Origin of the sequence: Citrobacter sedlakii NBRC 105722 (genome assembly GCF_000759835.1) — a bacterium.
Classification (GTDB): domain Bacteria; phylum Pseudomonadota; class Gammaproteobacteria; order Enterobacterales; family Enterobacteriaceae; genus Citrobacter_A; species Citrobacter_A sedlakii.
This window is the reverse complement of the sequence record NZ_BBNB01000001.1, coordinates 647,999-665,013: the sequence shown is the minus strand read 5'-3', so window position 1 is coordinate 665,013 and position 17,015 is coordinate 647,999. Positions and strand designations below refer to the sequence as shown.

20 protein-coding genes and 1 tRNA gene are annotated in these 17,015 nt (G+C 57.8%); 19 read left to right on the top strand and 2 right to left on the bottom strand.

Translation table 11 applies throughout. The features are described 5' to 3' along the window. The 19 genes from CSE01S_RS03285 to ldtA all read left to right on the top strand — a co-directional run bounded on the left by CSE01S_RS03285 (position 1) and on the right by ldtA (position 15,292). Positions 1-633 (top strand): cobalt-precorrin-8 methylmutase, encoded by a 633-nt coding sequence (locus tag CSE01S_RS03285; protein WP_042284148.1) that lies wholly within the window; start codon positions 1-3, stop codon positions 631-633. Further along, positions 630-1,769 carry a cobalt-precorrin-5B (C(1))-methyltransferase CbiD gene (gene cbiD / locus CSE01S_RS03280; protein ID WP_042284143.1) on the top strand — a complete coding sequence of 380 codons (1,140 nt, stop codon included), beginning with the start codon at positions 630-632 and terminating at the stop codon, positions 1,767-1,769. Before CSE01S_RS03285 ends, cbiD begins: the two co-directional genes overlap by 4 nt. Beyond that, a complete protein-coding gene (locus tag CSE01S_RS03275; RefSeq protein ID WP_042284141.1) occupies positions 1,763-2,368 on the top strand; it encodes a cobalt-precorrin-7 (C(5))-methyltransferase in 606 nt (201 codons plus the stop codon). The genes cbiD and CSE01S_RS03275 overlap by 7 nt, the downstream gene beginning before the upstream one ends. Then, positions 2,358-2,927 (top strand): decarboxylating cobalt-precorrin-6B (C(15))-methyltransferase, encoded by a 570-nt coding sequence (locus CSE01S_RS03270; protein ID WP_042284138.1) that lies wholly within the window; start codon positions 2,358-2,360, stop codon positions 2,925-2,927. Before CSE01S_RS03275 ends, CSE01S_RS03270 begins: the two co-directional genes overlap by 11 nt. Further along, positions 2,920-3,693 (top strand): cobalt-precorrin-4 methyltransferase, encoded by a 774-nt coding sequence (locus tag CSE01S_RS03265; RefSeq protein ID WP_042284135.1) that lies wholly within the window; start codon positions 2,920-2,922, stop codon positions 3,691-3,693. The genes CSE01S_RS03270 and CSE01S_RS03265 overlap by 8 nt, the downstream gene beginning before the upstream one ends. After that, positions 3,674-4,729 (top strand): cobalt-precorrin 5A hydrolase, encoded by a 1,056-nt coding sequence (gene cbiG / locus CSE01S_RS03260; RefSeq protein ID WP_042284132.1) that lies wholly within the window; start codon positions 3,674-3,676, stop codon positions 4,727-4,729. The genes CSE01S_RS03265 and cbiG overlap by 20 nt, the downstream gene beginning before the upstream one ends. Then, the gene (locus tag CSE01S_RS03255; protein WP_042284130.1) at positions 4,729-5,454 is read left to right on the top strand and encodes a precorrin-3B C(17)-methyltransferase; all 726 of its coding nucleotides are present in this window, start codon (positions 4,729-4,731) and stop codon (positions 5,452-5,454) included. Before cbiG ends, CSE01S_RS03255 begins: the two co-directional genes overlap by 1 nt. Beyond that, positions 5,451-6,251 carry a cobalt-precorrin-6A reductase gene (locus CSE01S_RS03250; RefSeq protein WP_042284129.1) on the top strand — a complete coding sequence of 267 codons (801 nt, stop codon included), beginning with the start codon at positions 5,451-5,453 and terminating at the stop codon, positions 6,249-6,251. The genes CSE01S_RS03255 and CSE01S_RS03250 overlap by 4 nt, the downstream gene beginning before the upstream one ends. After that, positions 6,248-7,042 (top strand): sirohydrochlorin cobaltochelatase, encoded by a 795-nt coding sequence (gene cbiK / locus CSE01S_RS03245; RefSeq protein ID WP_042284127.1) that lies wholly within the window; start codon positions 6,248-6,250, stop codon positions 7,040-7,042. Before CSE01S_RS03250 ends, cbiK begins: the two co-directional genes overlap by 4 nt. Continuing rightward, positions 7,039-7,752 (top strand): cobalt-factor II C(20)-methyltransferase, encoded by a 714-nt coding sequence (locus tag CSE01S_RS03240; RefSeq protein ID WP_042284124.1) that lies wholly within the window; start codon positions 7,039-7,041, stop codon positions 7,750-7,752. Before cbiK ends, CSE01S_RS03240 begins: the two co-directional genes overlap by 4 nt. Next, positions 7,749-8,486, top strand: coding sequence for a cobalt ECF transporter S component CbiM (gene cbiM / locus CSE01S_RS03235; RefSeq protein WP_042284122.1), 738 nt, complete (start codon positions 7,749-7,751; stop codon positions 8,484-8,486). Before CSE01S_RS03240 ends, cbiM begins: the two co-directional genes overlap by 4 nt. A 1-nt stretch (position 8,487) precedes the next feature. Beyond that, positions 8,488-8,769 carry an energy-coupling factor ABC transporter substrate-binding protein gene (locus CSE01S_RS03230; protein WP_042284121.1) on the top strand — a complete coding sequence of 94 codons (282 nt, stop codon included), beginning with the start codon at positions 8,488-8,490 and terminating at the stop codon, positions 8,767-8,769. After that, a complete protein-coding gene (locus tag CSE01S_RS03225; RefSeq protein WP_042284119.1) occupies positions 8,756-9,433 on the top strand; it encodes an energy-coupling factor ABC transporter transmembrane protein in 678 nt (225 codons plus the stop codon). Before CSE01S_RS03230 ends, CSE01S_RS03225 begins: the two co-directional genes overlap by 14 nt. Positions 9,434-9,441: 8 nt before the next feature. Continuing rightward, positions 9,442-10,266, top strand: coding sequence for an energy-coupling factor ABC transporter ATP-binding protein (locus tag CSE01S_RS03220; RefSeq protein WP_042284117.1), 825 nt, complete (start codon positions 9,442-9,444; stop codon positions 10,264-10,266). Beyond that, positions 10,263-11,783, top strand: coding sequence for a cobyric acid synthase (locus CSE01S_RS03215; RefSeq protein WP_042284115.1), 1,521 nt, complete (start codon positions 10,263-10,265; stop codon positions 11,781-11,783). The genes CSE01S_RS03220 and CSE01S_RS03215 overlap by 4 nt, the downstream gene beginning before the upstream one ends. Beyond that, positions 11,780-12,322 (top strand): bifunctional adenosylcobinamide kinase/adenosylcobinamide-phosphate guanylyltransferase, encoded by a 543-nt coding sequence (cobU, locus tag CSE01S_RS03210; protein ID WP_042284113.1) that lies wholly within the window; start codon positions 11,780-11,782, stop codon positions 12,320-12,322. The genes CSE01S_RS03215 and cobU overlap by 4 nt, the downstream gene beginning before the upstream one ends. Beyond that, positions 12,319-13,062: an adenosylcobinamide-GDP ribazoletransferase gene (cobS, locus tag CSE01S_RS03205; protein ID WP_042284111.1), complete on the top strand. Its 744-nt coding sequence runs from the start codon at positions 12,319-12,321 to the stop codon at positions 13,060-13,062. Before cobU ends, cobS begins: the two co-directional genes overlap by 4 nt. Positions 13,063-13,087: 25 nt before the next feature. Beyond that, complete coding sequence (cobT, locus tag CSE01S_RS03200; RefSeq protein WP_042284109.1) at positions 13,088-14,146, top strand: nicotinate-nucleotide--dimethylbenzimidazole phosphoribosyltransferase; 1,059 nt, start codon at positions 13,088-13,090, stop codon at positions 14,144-14,146. A gap of 213 nt (positions 14,147-14,359) precedes the next feature. Then, on the top strand, positions 14,360-15,292 hold the full coding sequence (gene ldtA / locus CSE01S_RS03195; RefSeq protein ID WP_042284107.1) for a L,D-transpeptidase: 933 nt from the start codon (positions 14,360-14,362) through the stop codon (positions 15,290-15,292). A gap of 60 nt (positions 15,293-15,352) precedes the next feature. Here ldtA and CSE01S_RS03190 read toward each other — a convergent pair. Beyond that, positions 15,353-15,428, bottom strand: a tRNA-Asn gene (locus CSE01S_RS03190). 99 nt (positions 15,429-15,527) lie between these two features. Beyond that, complete coding sequence (locus tag CSE01S_RS03185; RefSeq protein ID WP_042284106.1) at positions 15,528-17,015, bottom strand: EmmdR/YeeO family multidrug/toxin efflux MATE transporter; 1,488 nt, start codon at positions 17,013-17,015, stop codon at positions 15,528-15,530.

Sequence of the window (17,015 nt, the reverse complement as noted above, 5' to 3'; positions counted from 1 at the left end):
ATGCATTACATCCAGCAACCGATGGCGATAGAGGCCAAAAGCTTCGACATCATTGGTGAGATCATCCATGAAACGCGCCCGGAATACCGCTTCGCCAGCCCACTGCATGAGGCCATTATCAAGCGTGTCATCCACACCACCGCCGATTTTGACTGGCTCGATATTCTCTGGTTTTCCGATGATGCACTCTCCCGACTTTGTGCGGCGCTGCGTCGTCCGTCAGTGATCTACACCGATACCACGATGGCGCTGTCGGGGATCAACAAAACGCTACTGGCGAAATTCGGCGGTGAGTGCCGTTGCTACATCAGCGATCCGCGGGTGGTGGCGCAGGCGAAAGCACAGGGGATCACTCGCTCAATGGCGGCCGTGGATATTGCCGTGACGGAAGAGAGCGAGAAAGTGTTTGTTTTCGGCAATGCCCCCACCGCATTATTTCGTCTGCTTGAACATGATGCGGCGGTGAATGGGGTGGTCGGCGTACCGGTCGGATTCGTCGGAGCGGCGGAATCAAAAGAGGCGCTGACGCGCAGCCCATTACCCGCTATTGCCGCCCTCGGACGTAAAGGCGGCAGCAACGTCGCAGCGGCAATTATCAACGCCATCCTTTATCACCTTGAGGGGGCGCGATGAGCGATCAGACGTTTGATGCTCCCGTCTGGCACAACGGTAAAGCGCTGCGAAAAGGCTATACCACCGGTTCGTGCGCCACGGCGGCGGCAAAAGTCGCGGCGCTGATGGTGCTGCGCCAGCATTTGATCCATCAGATTTCCATCGTCACGCCGTCCGGCGTCACGCTGTGCCTCAATGTGGAATCACCGCACATTGAAGGCCTGCAGGCGATTGCCGCGATCCGCAAAGACGGCGGGGATGATGTCGACGCTACACACGGCATGTTGATTTTCGCCCGCGTGACGCTGAACGACAGCGGTGAAATAACGCTGCTGGGCGGGGAGGGGGTTGGCACAGTTACGCGTAAAGGTATTGGTCTGCCGATTGGCAGCGCCGCTATTAACCGCACGCCACGTCATACCATTGAATCGGCGGTGCGAGAGGCGATAGGCCCGGCGCGCGGGGCGGAAATTGAAATATTCGCGCCGGAAGGCGAAGTGCGGGCGCAAAAAACCTACAACTCGCGGTTGGGGATCGTTGGCGGCATTTCCATTATCGGCACCACCGGCATCGTGACGCCAATGTCGGAGGAAAGCTGGAAACGATCCCTGTCGCTGGAGCTGGAGATTAAGCGCGCCGAGGGGCTTGAACGGGTGGTGCTGGTGCCGGGCAATCATGGCGAGCGCTTCGTGCGCGAGCAAATGGGGATTGACAGCAAAGTGGTGGTCACCATGAGTAACTTCGTCGGTTACATGATTGAAGAAGCGGTGCGGCTCGGTTTCCGCCACATCGTTCTGGTCGGTCATCCGGGGAAGCTAATCAAAATCGCCGCCGGGATCTTCCATACCCATAGCCATATTGCCGATGCGCGAATGGAAACGCTGGTGGCGCACCTTGCGCTGCTCGGCGCACCGCTGGCGCTGTTGAGAGAGGTCAGCGACTGCGACACTACCGAGGCGGCGATGGAACATATCGACGCGTATGGCTATCAGCGCATTTATGACCATCTTGCGGAACGCATCTGCCTGCGCGTGAGGCAGATGCTGCGCTTTACCAAAACCCCGCCGACCTGCGACGCCATTATGTTCTCGTTCGATAACCAGGTACTGGGAAGCAACCGTCCTCTCGGGGCGATAGCTCAGGAGTTGCAATGTTAACGGTGGCAGGAATGGGGCCTGCGGGCTTGCATCTGATGACGCCTGCCGCGCGGGACGCGGTGGCGAATGCCGACGTGCTGGTGGGGGGTAAACGTCATTTGCAGCAGTTTCCGGCGTTTCAGGGGGCAAAGTTTACGCTCGGCGCCAATATTCCGGCGCTGCTGGCATGGATTGAGACGCAGCAGGATAAAAATGTGGTGGTCCTCGCCTCTGGCGATCCGTTGTTTTATGGCATCGGTACGCGGCTGGTCGCGCACTTTGGCATTGAGCGGGTACGCATTATTCCCGGGATCAGCGCCGTGCAGTATCTCTGCGCCCGATCAGGTATCGACATGAACGACATGTGGTTAACCAGCAGCCACGGGCGCAGCGTCTGCTTCGATACGCTGGCGGCGCATCGCAAAGTGGCGATGGTCACCGACGCGCAGTGCGGGCCGCGGGATATCGCCGCGCAGCTGGTGGCGCGCGGCAAAGGCGATAGCTGGATGGTGATTGGCGAGAACCTGGCGATGGACAATGAACGGATCCACTGGCTGCGCGCCAGTGAGGTGCAGGCCGACTACGAGATGAATGCGGTGGTGATCTTAGATGAAAGATGAGCTTTTTCTGCGCGGCGGAAACGTGCCGATGACCAAAGAGGCGGTACGGGCGATTGCGCTGGCAAAACTGGAGCTACACCGGGCCAGTCACCTGATTGATATTGGCGCGGGAACGGGCAGCGTCTCTATAGAGGCGGCGTTACGCTATCCCTCTTTGCACGTGACGGCCATCGAACGTAACCCGGCGGCGCTACGGCTGTTGGACGAGAATCGTCAACATTTTGCCTGTCCGAATATCGATATCCTGCCGGGGGAAGCCCCCATGATGTTGACCGAAAAAGCCGACGCGGTGTTTATGGGCGGCAGCGGCGGCCATTTGACCGGGCTTATTGACTGGTCGCTGCGTCAGTTGCACCCGCGCGGACGTCTGGTAATGACCTTCATCTTGCAGGAAAACCTCAACGCCGCGCTGGCGCATTTGCAGCAGTTGGACATACACGACGTTGACTGCCTGCAACTGCAAGTGTCGTCCTTGACCGCGCTCGGCAGCGGCCATTTTTTCAAACCGAACAACCCTGTGTTTGTCATCGCCTGTCAGAAGGAAGAACGCTATGTCTGAGACATTTGATCCCCGCTGTGTGTGGTTCGTTGGTGCCGGTCCGGGCGACCGCGAGCTGATTACTCTCAAGGGCTACCGCTTACTGCAACAGGCGCAGGTGGTGATTTATGCCGGTTCGCTGATCAACACCGAACTGCTTGAGTATTGTCCTGAGGGAGCCGAGTGCCATGACAGCGCGGCGTTGCACCTTGAGCAGATCCTCGATCTCATGGAAGCGGGCGTGAAGGCCGGGAAAACGGTGGTACGTCTGCAAACCGGGGACGTTTCGTTATATGGCTCGGTGCGTGAGCAGGGTGAGGAACTGACCAAACGCGATATTCCCTGGCAAGTGGTGCCGGGCGTCAGCGCGTTTCTTGGCGCGGCGGCGGAACTGGGCGTTGAGTACACCGTGCCGGAGGTGTCCCAGAGTCTGATCATCACCCGGCTTGAAGGACGTACGCCAGTGCCGGAGCGGGAGCAGCTTGAGTCCTTCGCCAGCCACCGTACCTCAATGGCGATTTATCTTTCGGTACAGCGCATTCATCGGGTGGCGGAACGGCTAATTGACGGCGGCTACACGGCGACCACCCCTGTGGCGGTGATCTACAAAGCCACCTGGCCGGAAAGTCAGACCGTGCGCGGCACCTTAGCGGACATCGCAGACCGCGTGCGTGACGCCGGGATCCGCAAAACGGCGCTGATTCTGGTCGGGGATTTCCTGGGTGAGGAGTACCACTACTCAAAACTGTATGCGGCGGACTTTAGCCATGAATACCGTAAAGCCTGAATCCATTGCCCTGTTTTGCCTGACGCCCGGCGGGGTGCAACTGGCGAAACGGCTGGCGGCGATGCTGCCGCTGACCTGTTTTACCAGCGAGAAGCTGCTTGAGGACGGTTTTTTGCCTTTTGACGGCGGTTTCGCCCAGGCGGCGCGTGACGCGTTTAGTCATTATTCAGCGCTGATTTTTATTGGCGCGACCGGCATTGCGGTTCGCGTACTGGCGCCGCTTGTGAACGACAAGTTCAGCGATCCGGCGGTGGTGGTTATTGACGAACGCGGCCAGCACGTTATCAGCCTTCTTTCCGGCCATGCGGGCGGAGCAAATGCGCTGACCCGCTATCTGGCGGGGATGCTGGGCGCGGATCCGGTGATTACCACGGCGACCGACGTTAATGACATGGCGGCGCTGGATACCCTCGCTTTTCAGCTTAACGCGCGCATGAATGATTTCCGCGCGGCGGTCAAAGTGGTCAACCAGATGCTGGTGAGCAATCAGCGGGTCGGTTTGTGGTGGGATACCGAACTGGACGAAGACGTGCGCCACTGCGACCGCCGCGGATTTATCACCGTGACCGATCTCAGGCAGTTACCCGAGCTGGATGCGCTGGTGTGTATCACCTTGCGTGACGAACTGCCTGATATTCCAGTGCGTCACTGGAAACTGGTGCCGCAGCGTGTGGTGGCCGGAATCGGCTGTCGTCGGGATACGCCGTTTCCGCTGCTGGCGGCGCTGCTGGCGCGTCAGCTCGCCGCGCAGCGTTTTGACCCGCTCGCCCTGAAAGCCATTGGCAGCGTGTCGCTAAAAAAAGATGAAGAAGGATTGATTCAGCTCGCGTCATGCTGGCGCGTGCCGTTTGAAACCTTTAGCGCTGACGTGTTGCGTGAACATGAGCACCGCTTTCCGGCATCGTCGTTTGTTCGCCAGACGGTAGGCGTCGGAAGTGTGTCGGGGCCGGCAGCCTGGCTACTGAGTCATGGGCAGTTATTAGGCGAAACCCTGCGGGAACAGGGCGTCACTATTACTTTAGGAGTTTCACACTGATGTTAAGCGTAATTGGAATCGGCCCTGGCTCACAAGCCATGATGACCATGGAAGCGGTGGAGGCGTTGCAGGCGGCGGAGATCGTCGTCGGCTACAAAACCTACACCCATCTGGTGAAAGCTTTTACCGGCGACAAGCAGGTCATCAAAACCGGAATGTGCAAGGAGATTGAACGCTGCCAGGCGGCGATTGAGCTGGCGCAGGCCGGACATAATGTGGCGCTGATCAGTAGCGGCGACGCGGGCATTTATGGCATGGCGGGACTGGTGTTGGAACTGGTCAGCAAGCAGCAACTGGACGTAGAGGTGCGTCTGATCCCCGGGATGACCGCCAGCATTGCCGCTGCTTCGCTGCTTGGCGCGCCGCTGATGCATGATTTCTGCCACATCAGTCTGAGCGACTTGCTTACGCCGTGGGAGGTGATTGAAAAGCGCATCGTCGCCGCCGGGGAAGCTGACTTTGTTATTTGCTTCTATAACCCACGCAGCCGGGGCCGTGAGGGGCATCTGGCGCGGGCGTTTGAACTGCTTTCCGCCAGCAAAAGCGCGCAAACGCCGGTCGGGGTCGTGAAGTCAGCGGGCCGCAAAAAACAGGAGAAATGGTTGACCACGCTCGGTGAAATGGATTTTACGCCGGTGGACATGACCAGCCTGGTGATTGTGGGCAACAAAGCCACCTATGTGCGGGAGGGGCTGATGATCACGCCAAGGGGCTACGCACTGTGAGTGGCGGCGAGGTGCTGGTGGTAGGGGGAACCAGTGACGCCCGGGCGATCTGCCAGCAACTGGATGCCGCCAACGTGGCGTACACCCTGTCTGTGGCGACACCGACCGGGAAACAGTTGGCGGGGGATATCAAAGGTCAGGTGCGCTGCGGACGGCTGGAGCAGGAACAGATGGTCAACTGGCTGAAGGAAAACGGCACGCGCTGGGTGATAGACGCTTCTCATCCGTATGCCGAAATAGTGAGCCGCAACATCATGCGCGCCTGCGAGCAGGCTGGCGTCTTGCTCAGTCGCTATCAGCGTCCCGAACAGCTCCGTGACTTAACGCATCCGCTGCTTTACACCGTAAACAGTATCGCCGGCGCCTGTGAAGTGGCAGGACGGCTGGGCGAGCGCGTTTTGCTGACGACCGGCAGTAAAGATTTGGCGAACTGGCGTACGGGGTTACCGGAGAAAACCCTGCTTGCCCGGGTACTGCCGGTGCCTGAAGTGATAGCGCAATGCGCAGAACTTGGCTTTGGCGTCGGGGAAATATTCGCGCTTTGTGGTCCATTCAGCGCAGAGTTTAACGCCGCATTTTACCGCCAGTGTCAGGCTGACGTCGTGATAACCAAAGCCTCAGGCGCTGAGGGGGGGTATCAGGAAAAAGTTCAACCCTGTCTGGATGCAGGGATCCCTTGCATCGTCATTACCCGCCCGGCGCCGCTGGTGACGGGAGAAGAATTACTGGAAAGTCAGGCCGCATTTGCTCAGCGTCTGTCACGCTGGCTGGCCGCTGCTAAAGGAGTCATACAATGAAAAAAGCGCTTCTGGTGGTCAGCTTTGGCACCAGCTATCACGATACTTGCGAGAAAAACATTGTCTCCTGCGAACGCGATCTTGCCGCAAGTTGTCCCGATCGGGATCTGTTTCGCGCGTTTACCTCGGGAATGATTATTCGCAAATTGCGCCAGCGGGACGGCATCGACATCGACACGCCGTTGCAGGCGCTGCAAAAGCTTGCCGAACAGGGCTATCAGGACGTGGCGATTCAGTCGCTGCACATTATTAACGGCGACGAATACGAGAAAATTGTTCGCGAAGTGCAGACGATGCGGCCACTGTTTTCCCGTCTGACGCTGGGGGTGCCGCTGCTGAGCAGTCATGACGACTACACGCAGTTGATGTGCGCCTTGCAGCAGCAGATGCCCACGCTGGGCGAGGGTGAAAAGGTGGTATTTATGGGCCACGGCGCCAGTCATCATGCCTTTGCCGCCTATGCCTGCCTTGACCATATGATGACCGCGCAGGGGTTTCCGGCCCGTGTCGGCGCGGTAGAAAGCTATCCGGAAGTGGGGGTGCTGATCGACAGTCTGCGTAAAGAAGGCATCCGTGCCGTTCATCTCATGCCGCTGATGCTGGTGGCGGGGGACCATGCGATTAACGACATGGCTTCTGACGAAGAGGGTTCATGGAAAACCCTGTTCAATGCGGCCGGTATCCCGGCGACACCGTGGCTGAGTGGACTTGGCGAAAATCCGGCGGTACGTGCGATGTTTGTCGCGCATCTGCAGCAGGCGCTGAACATGGCGATGGAGGCGGCGGCATGAGCGGAAAACTTTACGCGCTGAGCACCGGGCCGGGCGCCGCGGATCTGATTACCGTTCGCGCCGCCCGTATTCTGGGGTCGCTGGATATCCTCTATGCTCCGGCGGGGCGGAAGGGCGGTGACAGCCTGGCGCTTTCCATTGTTCGCGAATATGTCGGCGCGAAAACTGAAATCCGCTGTTGTCACTTTCCCATGAGCGCGGACAGCGCGGAAAAAGAGGCGGTCTGGGACGACGTCGCCGCCGCGCTGGTTCAGGCGGTGACCGCCGGAAAACAGGTGGGTTTCATTACCCTTGGCGACGCTATGCTGTTCAGCACCTGGGTCTTTTTACTCCAGCGCATCGGCTGCCCGGACTGGCTCGACATTGTTCCCGGCGTCACGTCATTCGCCGCCATCGCCGCGCGGTCGAAAACCCCGCTGGCGATGGAGCAGCAGTCGCTGGCGGTAGTTTCGTGCACGGCGCCGGAAGCGGACATTCTCCGCGCCTTACATCAGCATGACAGCCTGGTACTGATGAAGGTATATGGTCGCTTCGCACGCATTAAGGCGCTACTGAAGCAGGCCGGGTTGCTGGAGTGCGCGCTGATGATGTCGGAAGCCACCCTGCCTGGCGAACAGTGTTGGCGACATCTCAATGAGGTTAACGACGACCAGCCGTTGCCTTATTTCTCGACCATTCTGGTCAACAAACAGTGGGAGAATGCACAATGAAACGTGAACAACAGCTGAAAAAGCTGTCATTCAGTGGTCTGGCTGCGGCGCTATTGCTGATGCTCGTGCCCGAGCAGGCGTTCGCGATGCATATTATGGAAGGCTTTTTACCGCCGATGTGGGCGCTCGCCTGGTGGCTGCTGTTTTTACCGTGTCTGTGGTACGGGCTGGTGCGCCTGCGTCAGATTGTGATGGAAGACAGTCATCAGAAGGTTCTGTTGGCGCTGTGCGGCGCGTTTATTTTTGTGCTGTCCGCACTGAAGATCCCCTCTGTGACGGGCAGTTGTTCTCATCCTACCGGCGTCGGGCTGGCGGTGATCCTCTTTGGTCCGGGGGTGGTAGCCGTGCTTGGCGCCATCGTGCTGCTGTTCCAGGCGCTGCTGCTGGCGCACGGCGGCCTGACGACGCTCGGCGCAAACGGCATGTCGATGGCGGTGATTGGCCCGGCTGTTGGCTATCTGGTGTGGAAAATGGCCTGTCGCGCCGGGCTGCGTCGTGATGTCTGCGTCTTTCTTTGCGCCATGCTGGCGGATCTGGTGACGTATTTTGTCACGTCGGTCCAGCTTGGCGTGGCTTTCCCGGATCCGCAGGCGGGGGCAACCGGATCGGTCATTAAATTCATGGGGATTTTCTGCCTGACGCAAATCCCGATTGCTATCGCTGAAGGGCTGTTGACCGTCATGATTTATGACCAGTTGACGAAACGGCAACTCATAACCGCACAAGGACATTAAGATGAAAAAGACGCTGATACTGCTGGCGATGGTCGTTGCCCTCGTTATTCTGCCGTTTTTTATCAACCACGGCGGAGAATACGGCGGCTCGGATGGCGAAGCGGAAAGCCAGATTCAGGTCGTCGCGCCGCACTACGAGCCGTGGTTCCAGCCGCTGTACGAGCCGGCCAGCGGTGAAATTGAAAGCCTGCTGTTTACGTTGCAGGGGTCACTTGGCGCGGCGGTGATTTTCTATATTCTTGGTTATACCAAAGGCAGACAACGCCGTGATGACCGGGCTTGACAGACTAAGCTACCAAAGCCGTTGGCTTCATATAGCCCCGGAGCGTAAGTTTGTGTTCTGGTTGCTGATGATGGTGCTGGCCTTTACCCTGCCGCCCTGGGGGCAGGGTATTGAACTGGCGCTGATAGCCGGTTTAACCTGCTGGCTGCTGCGTATTTCGTTTGGCCGTTGGTGTCGCTGGATGGCGCTGCCGTTTGGTTTTTTAGCGGTGGGCGTGATTACCATTCTCCTCAGCATTAGCCGCGATCCGCAGACGTTGCTGGCGGCGTTTCCGGTTGGCGACTTCTGGCTCGGGGTCAGCGCCCAGGGCTTACAGACGGCGAATGAGACGTTCTGGCGCAGCCTGGCTGCGCTGGCCGCTACCTTCTGGCTGGTGCTGAATCTGCCGTTTCCCCAGTTGATCACGTTACTCAGGCGGGCGCATGTCCCCCGCCTGCTGACCGAGCAGATCCTTCTGACCTGGCGCTTCATTTTTATTCTGTTAGACGAAGCGCTGGCGATTCATCGCGCGCAAACGCTGCGTTTTGGTTATAAAAGTTTGCCAAAAGGCTACCGTTCGCTGGCGATGCTGGTGGGGTTACTGTTTACCCGGGTGCTGATTCGTTATCAGCAAATGACTGCGACGCTGGATATCAAACTGTATCAGGGTGATTTTCACCTGTAAGGAATCACATGCTTGCCACCGCCGATCTCTGGTTTCGCTACCAGGAAACGCAGGTACTTAAAGGACTGACGCTGGATTTTTCAGCACACGCTGTCACCGGGCTGGTGGGGGCGAACGGCTGCGGGAAATCGACGTTATTCATGAACCTGAGCGGCCTGCTGCGGCCGCAGCAGGGGGCGGTACTTTGGCAGGGGAAACCGCTGGACTACAGCAAACGCGGCCTGCTGGCGCTGCGTCAGCAGGTGGCGACAGTGTTTCAGGACCCCGATCAACAAATCTTTTATACCGATATCGACAGCGATATCGCCTTCAGCCTGCGTAATCTTGGCGTCGCGGAAGATGAGATCGCCCGCCGGGTTGATGATGCGCTAACGTTGGTGGATGCCCGGCATTTTCGCCAGCAGCCGATCCAGTGTTTAAGCCACGGGCAGAAGAAGCGCGTGGCAATCGCCGGAGCACTGGTGCTGCGCGCGAAATATCTGTTGCTGGATGAGCCGACGGCGGGGCTGGATCCCTCTGGTCGTCGCCAGATGATCGCCATCATTAAACGTATCGTGGCGCAGGGGAATCACGTGGTAATTTCCAGTCATGATATCGATCTCATTTATGAAGTTAGCGATGCCGTCTATGTGCTTAACCGTGGTGAAGTGCTGGCGTACGGTGCGCCGGGCGACGTTTTTGCCCAAAGCGCGTTAATTGAACTCGCCGGATTAACCCCGCCCTGGCTGGTCAAACTGCATGCGCAGTTGGGGCTGCCGCTGTGCAAAACCGAAGATGAATTTTTTAGCCGCATGCGGCAACACACTTTTCATTCCATCAAGGAGGCGTCATGACGCAGGCGATTATGTTGCAGGGGACGGCGTCTGACGTCGGTAAAAGCGTGCTGGTAGCGGGACTGTGCCGCATCTTTTATCAGGACGGTCTGCGCGCCGCGCCGTTTAAATCGCAGAATATGGCGCTTAATTCCGGCATCACGCCGGACGGTAAAGAGATGGGCCGCGCGCAAATTTTCCAGGCGGAAGCTGCTGGCATTTCCCCTGATGTACGGATGAACCCGGTGCTGTTAAAACCGACCAGCGATCGCAAGGCCCAGATAGTGTTGATGGGGCAGGTGGCGACTGACATGGATGCCGTAAGCTATCACGACTATAAACCGCGCCTGCGCGAGCAGATCCTCTCGGTGTATACCAGTCTGGCGCAGGAATTCGACGTCCTGGTGTTAGAAGGCGCGGGCAGTCCGGCGGAAATTAATCTCCGTGACCGGGATATCGTCAATATGGGCATGGCGGAGATGGCGAAGTGCCCGGTGATCCTTGTTGCGGATATCGACCGGGGCGGGGTTTTCGCCTCAATCTTTGGCACGCTGGCGCTGCTGCGCGAACATGAGCGCGCGCGGGTGAAAGGGGTGATCATTAATAAATTTCGCGGCGATGTGGCGCTACTTTATTCCGGCATTGAGCAGATCGAAAACCTGACCGGCGTCCCTGTGCTGGGCGTGATGCCATGGCTGGATGTCGATCTTGAAGATGAGGACGGTGTGGCGCTGCAAAAAGGAAAGTATCTGCGTACCGACAGACGCGACATCAACATTGCGGTGATTCAGGTACCGCACATCTCCAATTTTACCGATTTTAATGCGCTGGCGGCGCAGCCGGACGTCAGAGTGCGCTACGTTCGTCAGCCGGAGGAACTGGCTGATGCTGACTTGCTGATCCTGCCTGGCAGCAAAAATACGCTCGGCGATTTAGTGTGGTTGCGGGAAAGCGGCATGGCGCACGCGGTGATGCAGGCGCACCGGAGAAATGTACCGGTCTTCGGGATCTGCGGCGGTTACCAGATGCTTGGGGAAAGCATAATTGACGAGGTGGAGTCGGGGCTGGGCACCCTTCCGGGGCTGGGACTGCTTGGCACTGTGACCCATTTTGCCTGGCATAAAACCACCACCCAGGTGGATGCGACACTGTCGGCCTCGCTGCCCGGGTGGCTGTCAGCAGCGGCGGGGCTGCCGGTGCGCGGTTATGAAATTCATATGGGCGAAACGACGCTGACCGGAGACAGCCAGCCGGTGATGCAACTGCATAAGAACGGGGAGCACGTGGCGGATGGCGCAGTAACCGCTGACGGGCTGGCGTTTGGCACATACCTGCACGGCCTTTTTGACAGCGATGATTTTACCCGCGCGCTGATTAATGGGTTGCGTGTGCGTAAAGGGCTGGAACCGCTGGATTCCACCTTTCAGTACGCGCAATATAAATCGCAGCAGTTTGATCTGCTGGCGGATGCGATGCGGCAACACATCGATATTGAGAAAATCTATACCATCATGCAAAACCATCAGGAGCCCGTATGATTCTCGTCACCGGCGGCGCGCGCAGCGGGAAAAGCCGTCATGCGGAAGCCTTGATCGCCGAATGCCCCCACGTATTGTACATCGCCACCTCGCAAATCGTTGACGAGGAGATGGCGGCTCGCATTCAGCATCATCGCGACGGGCGTCCAGCGCACTGGCGTACGGCCGAACGCTGGCAGCGTCTGGATGAGCTGATTGGCGCAGATAACGCGCCTGACGACGCTATTTTGCTGGAGTGCATTACGACCATGGTCACCAATCTGCTTTTTGCCTGTGGCGGCGACAGCGATCCCGACGGCTGGGATTATGCCGCGCTGGAAAAGGCGATTGACGCGGAGATCCAGACGCTCATTAGCGCCTGTCAGCGCTCACCGGCAACGGTTGTGCTGGTAACGAACGAAGTGGGGATGGGGATCGTTCCGGAAAACCGGCTGGCGCGCCATTTTCGGGATATTGCCGGGCGCGTTAATCAGCGTCTTGCGGCTGCGGCGGATGAAGTCTGGCTGGTGGTATCAGGCATTGGAGTCAAAATTAAATGAGTAAGTTGTTCTGGGCGATGCTCTCTTTTATCACCCGTTTACCGGTTCCGGCGCGCTGGTCGTCAGGGCTGGAGTTTGAGCACTATTCGCGCGGGATTATCACCTTCCCGGTCATTGGCCTGTTGCTTGGGGGACTGAGCGGTGCGGTGTTTTTGCTGTTTGAGAATTGGTGCGGTATTCCGTTGGCGGCGCTGTTCAGCGTGTTAGCGCTGGCGTTGATGACCGGCGGCTTTCATCTTGACGGTCTGGCGGATACCTGTGACGGCGTTTTCTCCGCGCGCAGCCGCGAGCGGATGCTGGAGATCATGCGTGACAGCCGCCTCGGCACCCACGGCGGGCTGGCGCTGATTTTTGTTCTGCTGGCGAAAGTGCTGGTGGTCAGTGAGCTGGCGCTACGGGGCACGCCGATGCTGGCGGCGCTGGCGGCGGCCTGTGCGGTGGGACGAGGTTTAGCCGTTCTGCTGATGTACCGCCACCGCTATGCCCGGGAAGAAGGCCTGGGGAATGTGTTTATCGGCCACGTCACCGGGACCCAGACCTGTATCACTCTCGGCCTGTCAGTGATTTTTGCCGCTGTTCTGCTCCCGGGAATGCACGGCGTTGGGGCAATGATTGTGGCTGCCGCAGCTATTTTCCTGCTTGGACAACTGTTGAAACGCACGCTGGGCGGGCAAACCGGCGACACGCTTGGGGCAGCCATCGAACTGGGTGAGCTGGTCTTCCTGCTGGCTCTGCTGTGAGTCAGCCAACATAACGAGAACCCTTATGCAGACCTTAACCTCTTTACTTCACCACATTCCGCCGACAGACCGTGATGCAATGGCGCGTGCCCAGCAGCATATCGATGGCCTGCTTAAGCCGCCGGGCAGCCTTGGTCGCCTGGAGTCCCTCGCTGTGCAACTGGCGGGAATGCCAGGCCTGAAGGGCGTACCGCACGTCGCGGATAAAGCGATGCTGGTGATGTGTGCCGATCATGGTGTATGGGACGAAGGGGTGGCGGTTTCGCCAAAAGCGGTGACCGCTATTCAGGCTGCTAATATGACGCGGGGTACCACGGGCGTGTGTGTGCTGGCGGCGCAGGCAGGGGCGAAGGTACATGTGATTGACGTGGGCATTGACGCCGACCCGATCCCCGGCGTGGTAAATATGCGCGTGGCGCGCGGATGCGGCAACATCGCCAGCGGCCCGGCAATGAGTCGCGGCCAGGCAGAGGAACTGTTGTTGGAGGTGATTCGTTACACTCGGGAGCTGGCGCAAAACGGCGTGACCTTATTTGGCGTCGGCGAACTGGGAATGGCAAACACCACGCCTGCCGCGGCGATTGTCAGCGTGATAACAGGTAGCGAGGCCGAAGCTGTGGTGGGCATTGGCGCGAATTTGCCGCTTTCGCGCATTGGCAATAAGGTGGCGGTGGTTCGCCGCGCCATTGCCGTTAATCAGCCCGATCCGCGAGATGGCATCGACGTATTAGCCAAAGTCGGCGGCTTTGACCTGGTCGGTATGGCGGGAGTGATGTTGGGGGCGGCGTCCTGTGGATTACCGGTGCTGCTGGACGGCTTCCTTTCCTATTCCGCCGCGCTGGCTGTTTGCCAGATCGCCCCACAGAGTAAGCCCTATCTGATCCCTTCGCATTTTTCGGCTGAAAAGGGGGCGCGGATAGCACTGGGGCATCTGGAGCTGGAACCTTATCTTAATATGGGAATGCGGCTGGGCGAAGGCAGCGGCGCGGCGCTGGCGATGCCGATTGTCGAAGCTGCCTGCGCGATGTACAGCAATATGGGACAGTTAGCTGCCAGCAATATTGTTTTACCCGACGGCAGATAATCTGCCCTGCGCCAGCATTGACGTTCTCCGGCCTGAACATCTCGTGGTGTCAGGCCTTTCTTATGTCGATCAACAAAACCCGCCCGCGAGCCATATCGCAAAGATTCTGTACTTTTGTATCGGGGCGCTGGCCGTGCGGGATCACCAGGAATTAGATAATACAGTTATAAAAGCTATAATTTCCCGATATCTGTCGTGATTGAGGAAAGGGAAATGAGACCTCGAGTGAAAGGCGTCTGTTCGTTATTACTGCTGCTGGCCGGGCAGAGCGCGCTGGCGGTGACTTATCCGTTGCCGCCGGAAGGCAGCAGACTGGTGGGCACACCGCTGACGATAACGGTGCCGGAGAATAATATCCAACCGTTGGAGGCGTTTGCCGCTCAGTATGGACAGGGCTTAAGCAACATGCTGGAAGCGAATCCGGATGTTGACGTCTTCCTGCCGACGTCTGGCTCTACGCTGGTGGTGCCGCAGCAGCTCATTCTGCCCGCCACGGTGCGTCAGGGGATTGTGGTTAACGTTGCGGAAATGCGGCTGTACTATTATCCGCAGGACAGCAATACGGTTGAAGTCTTTCCGATTGGCATTGGTCAGGCGGGACGTGAGACGCCGCGTAATTGGGTGACCACCGTTCAGCGTAAGCAGGAAGCGCCGAGCTGGACGCCGACGGCGAATACCCGGCGCGAATACGCAAAACGAGGGGAAACGCTGCCAGCGTTCGTGCCAGCCGGGCCGGACAATCCGATGGGGCTGTATGCGATCTATATCGGTAAGCTGTATGCCATTCATGGCACAAATGCGAATTTCGGTATTGGTCTGCGCGTGAGTCAGGGCTGCATTCGCTTACGTAATGACGATATTAAGTATCTGTTTGATAATGTTCCGGTTGGCACACGGGTACAAATTATCGATCAGCCGATAAAAATGACGGCTGAACCGGATGGTAGCCGTTGGGTTGAGGTGCATGAACCGCTTTCGCGTAATCGTGTGGAATTCGAGTCTGACAAAAAAGTTCCGCTGCCTGTCACCCCTGTTATGCGCACCTTTATGGCGGGCGAGGGCGTGGATGTACATCGGGTCAGCGAGACGCTTGAACGCCGCTCAGGTATGCCGGTGAAGATCACTCACGAACACGTCGGTATCTGAAGCTAAACAGACGAAAACGGAAAAAGCAAAAAGCCCGCTAAAAGCGGGCTTTTTTAAATCTGGCTCCTCTGACTGGACTCGAACCAGTGACATACGGATTAACAGTCCGCCGTTCTACCGACTGAACTACAGAGGAATCGTGTGAACGGGGCGCATATTAGCGACGCTGAATGTTAATGTCAAAGCCTGAATACGCTTTTGCGTTTGTTTGCCGAAATATTCTTCATTTCGCTGTTTATTCCGCCGCGACCGGCGTTTTAGTCGCCTTTTCGCGTTCCGGACGTGGGTATTTCCATAGCCAGCGACCGCTGACCATACGCCAGTAAAACAGCGCTGCGCGTACTGCCCAGTCAAAAAACATCCCCATCCACACACCGACCACGCCCCAGCCCAATACGATCCCAAGCGTATAGCCCGCCACAACGCGACAGCCCCACATTCCCAGCATCGATACCCACATAGCAAAGCGTGCGTCGCGTGCTCCTTTAAATCCGGAGGGTAACACCCACGATGCTGCCCAGATAGGCATAAACGCCGCGTTGAGCCAGATAAGAACCACGACAACGTCTTTGACGTCCTGATCGTGGGTATAAAATGATGCCATAAGTCCAGCAAACGGGGCGCTCAGCCAGGCGATGGCGGTTAAGCCAATAGTTGAAAGCCAGAACACGTGGCGCAACTGGATTTCCGCCTGTGCGATCTGACCATTTCCCAGACGTCTGCCGGTAATAATCGTCGATGCTGACCCCAGCGCGTTACCGGGCAGGTTGATCAGCGCGGCAATAGAAAAGGCAATAAAATTACCCGCGATGACGCTGGTGCCCATGCCAGCAACAAACATTTGCGTTAGCAGTTTGCCGCCGTTAAACAACACTGACTCAATGCTGGCAGGGATGCCAATCCCCATCACTTCCCAGATAATGGCGAAGTTAAGCGGTTTGAAATAGCTTTTGAGCGGAATGCGTAGCGCAGGATTAAAGCCAATCATCAGCACCCAGATAATGGCCGCCGCGCCAATATAGCGTGAGATCGTTAATCCGAGCCCCGCACCGACAAAGCCAAGACCTTGCCATGAAAAAATACCGTAAATAAGGATGCTGCTGATAATGATATTGAGGATGTTCATCCCGCCATTAATCAGCAGTGGGATTTTTGTGTTGCCCGCGCCGCGTAGCGCGCCGCTGCCAATGAGGGCAATGGCAGCGGCAGGGTAGCTGAGGACGGTTAATTCAAGGTACGTCAGCGCCAGCGCTTTAACTTCCGTTGTCGCCTCTCCGGCGACGACATTGATAATCTGCTCGCCAAAATAGTGAATCACCGCCGCCAGTATCACCGCGAACAGCGTCATGATGACCAGCGACTGTCTGGCTGCTGCCCGGGCGCGTCGGCGGTCGCGCTTACCGAGGCTAAACGCCACCACAACCGTCGTACCCAGGTCGATAGCCGCGAAAAACGCCATAATGACCATATTGAAACTGTCGGCAAGGCCGACGCCCGCCATGGCTTCTTTACCCAGCCAGCTAACGAGGAACGTACTGAGTACGCCCATGAGCAGTACGCAGGTATTTTCAAGAAAAATGGGGACGGCAAGCGGGGTAATTTCTCGCCAAAAAAGCACCTTATAACTCTTGCGTTTAGCGTACCAGGGCGTGCGGGCGACGGCCTGGCGTAGAGCAGTGGAGACGTTCAAAATTGACCTTAGAGAAGAAAGTTGAAACCACAT

Excerpts from the sequence above, each read along its gene's own strand:
- CSE01S_RS03185 (WP_042284106.1), bottom strand. The coding sequence starts at position 17,015 with ATGTGGTTTCAACTTTCTTCTCTAAGGTCAATTTTGAACGTCTCCACT.
- cobS (WP_042284111.1), top strand. The coding sequence starts at position 12,319 with ATGAGTAAGTTGTTCTGGGCGATGCTCTCTTTTATCACCCGTTTACCG.
- CSE01S_RS03275 (WP_042284141.1), top strand. The coding sequence starts at position 1,763 with ATGTTAACGGTGGCAGGAATGGGGCCTGCGGGCTTGCATCTGATGACG.
- CSE01S_RS03285 (WP_042284148.1), top strand. The coding sequence starts at position 1 with ATGCATTACATCCAGCAACCGATGGCGATAGAGGCCAAAAGCTTCGAC.
- cbiK (WP_042284127.1), top strand. The coding sequence starts at position 6,248 with ATGAAAAAAGCGCTTCTGGTGGTCAGCTTTGGCACCAGCTATCACGAT.
- CSE01S_RS03225 (WP_042284119.1), top strand. The coding sequence starts at position 8,756 with ATGACCGGGCTTGACAGACTAAGCTACCAAAGCCGTTGGCTTCATATA.
- cbiG (WP_042284132.1), top strand. The coding sequence starts at position 3,674 with ATGAATACCGTAAAGCCTGAATCCATTGCCCTGTTTTGCCTGACGCCC.
- CSE01S_RS03255 (WP_042284130.1), top strand. The coding sequence starts at position 4,729 with ATGTTAAGCGTAATTGGAATCGGCCCTGGCTCACAAGCCATGATGACC.
- ldtA (WP_042284107.1), top strand. The coding sequence starts at position 14,360 with ATGAGACCTCGAGTGAAAGGCGTCTGTTCGTTATTACTGCTGCTGGCC.
- CSE01S_RS03240 (WP_042284124.1), top strand. The coding sequence starts at position 7,039 with ATGAGCGGAAAACTTTACGCGCTGAGCACCGGGCCGGGCGCCGCGGAT.
- cbiD (WP_042284143.1), top strand. The coding sequence starts at position 630 with ATGAGCGATCAGACGTTTGATGCTCCCGTCTGGCACAACGGTAAAGCG.
- CSE01S_RS03270 (WP_042284138.1), top strand. The coding sequence starts at position 2,358 with ATGAAAGATGAGCTTTTTCTGCGCGGCGGAAACGTGCCGATGACCAAA.
- cbiM (WP_042284122.1), top strand. The coding sequence starts at position 7,749 with ATGAAACGTGAACAACAGCTGAAAAAGCTGTCATTCAGTGGTCTGGCT.
- CSE01S_RS03230 (WP_042284121.1), top strand. The coding sequence starts at position 8,488 with ATGAAAAAGACGCTGATACTGCTGGCGATGGTCGTTGCCCTCGTTATT.
- CSE01S_RS03220 (WP_042284117.1), top strand. The coding sequence starts at position 9,442 with ATGCTTGCCACCGCCGATCTCTGGTTTCGCTACCAGGAAACGCAGGTA.
- cobU (WP_042284113.1), top strand. The coding sequence starts at position 11,780 with ATGATTCTCGTCACCGGCGGCGCGCGCAGCGGGAAAAGCCGTCATGCG.
- cobT (WP_042284109.1), top strand. The coding sequence starts at position 13,088 with ATGCAGACCTTAACCTCTTTACTTCACCACATTCCGCCGACAGACCGT.
- CSE01S_RS03265 (WP_042284135.1), top strand. The coding sequence starts at position 2,920 with ATGTCTGAGACATTTGATCCCCGCTGTGTGTGGTTCGTTGGTGCCGGT.
- CSE01S_RS03215 (WP_042284115.1), top strand. The coding sequence starts at position 10,263 with ATGACGCAGGCGATTATGTTGCAGGGGACGGCGTCTGACGTCGGTAAA.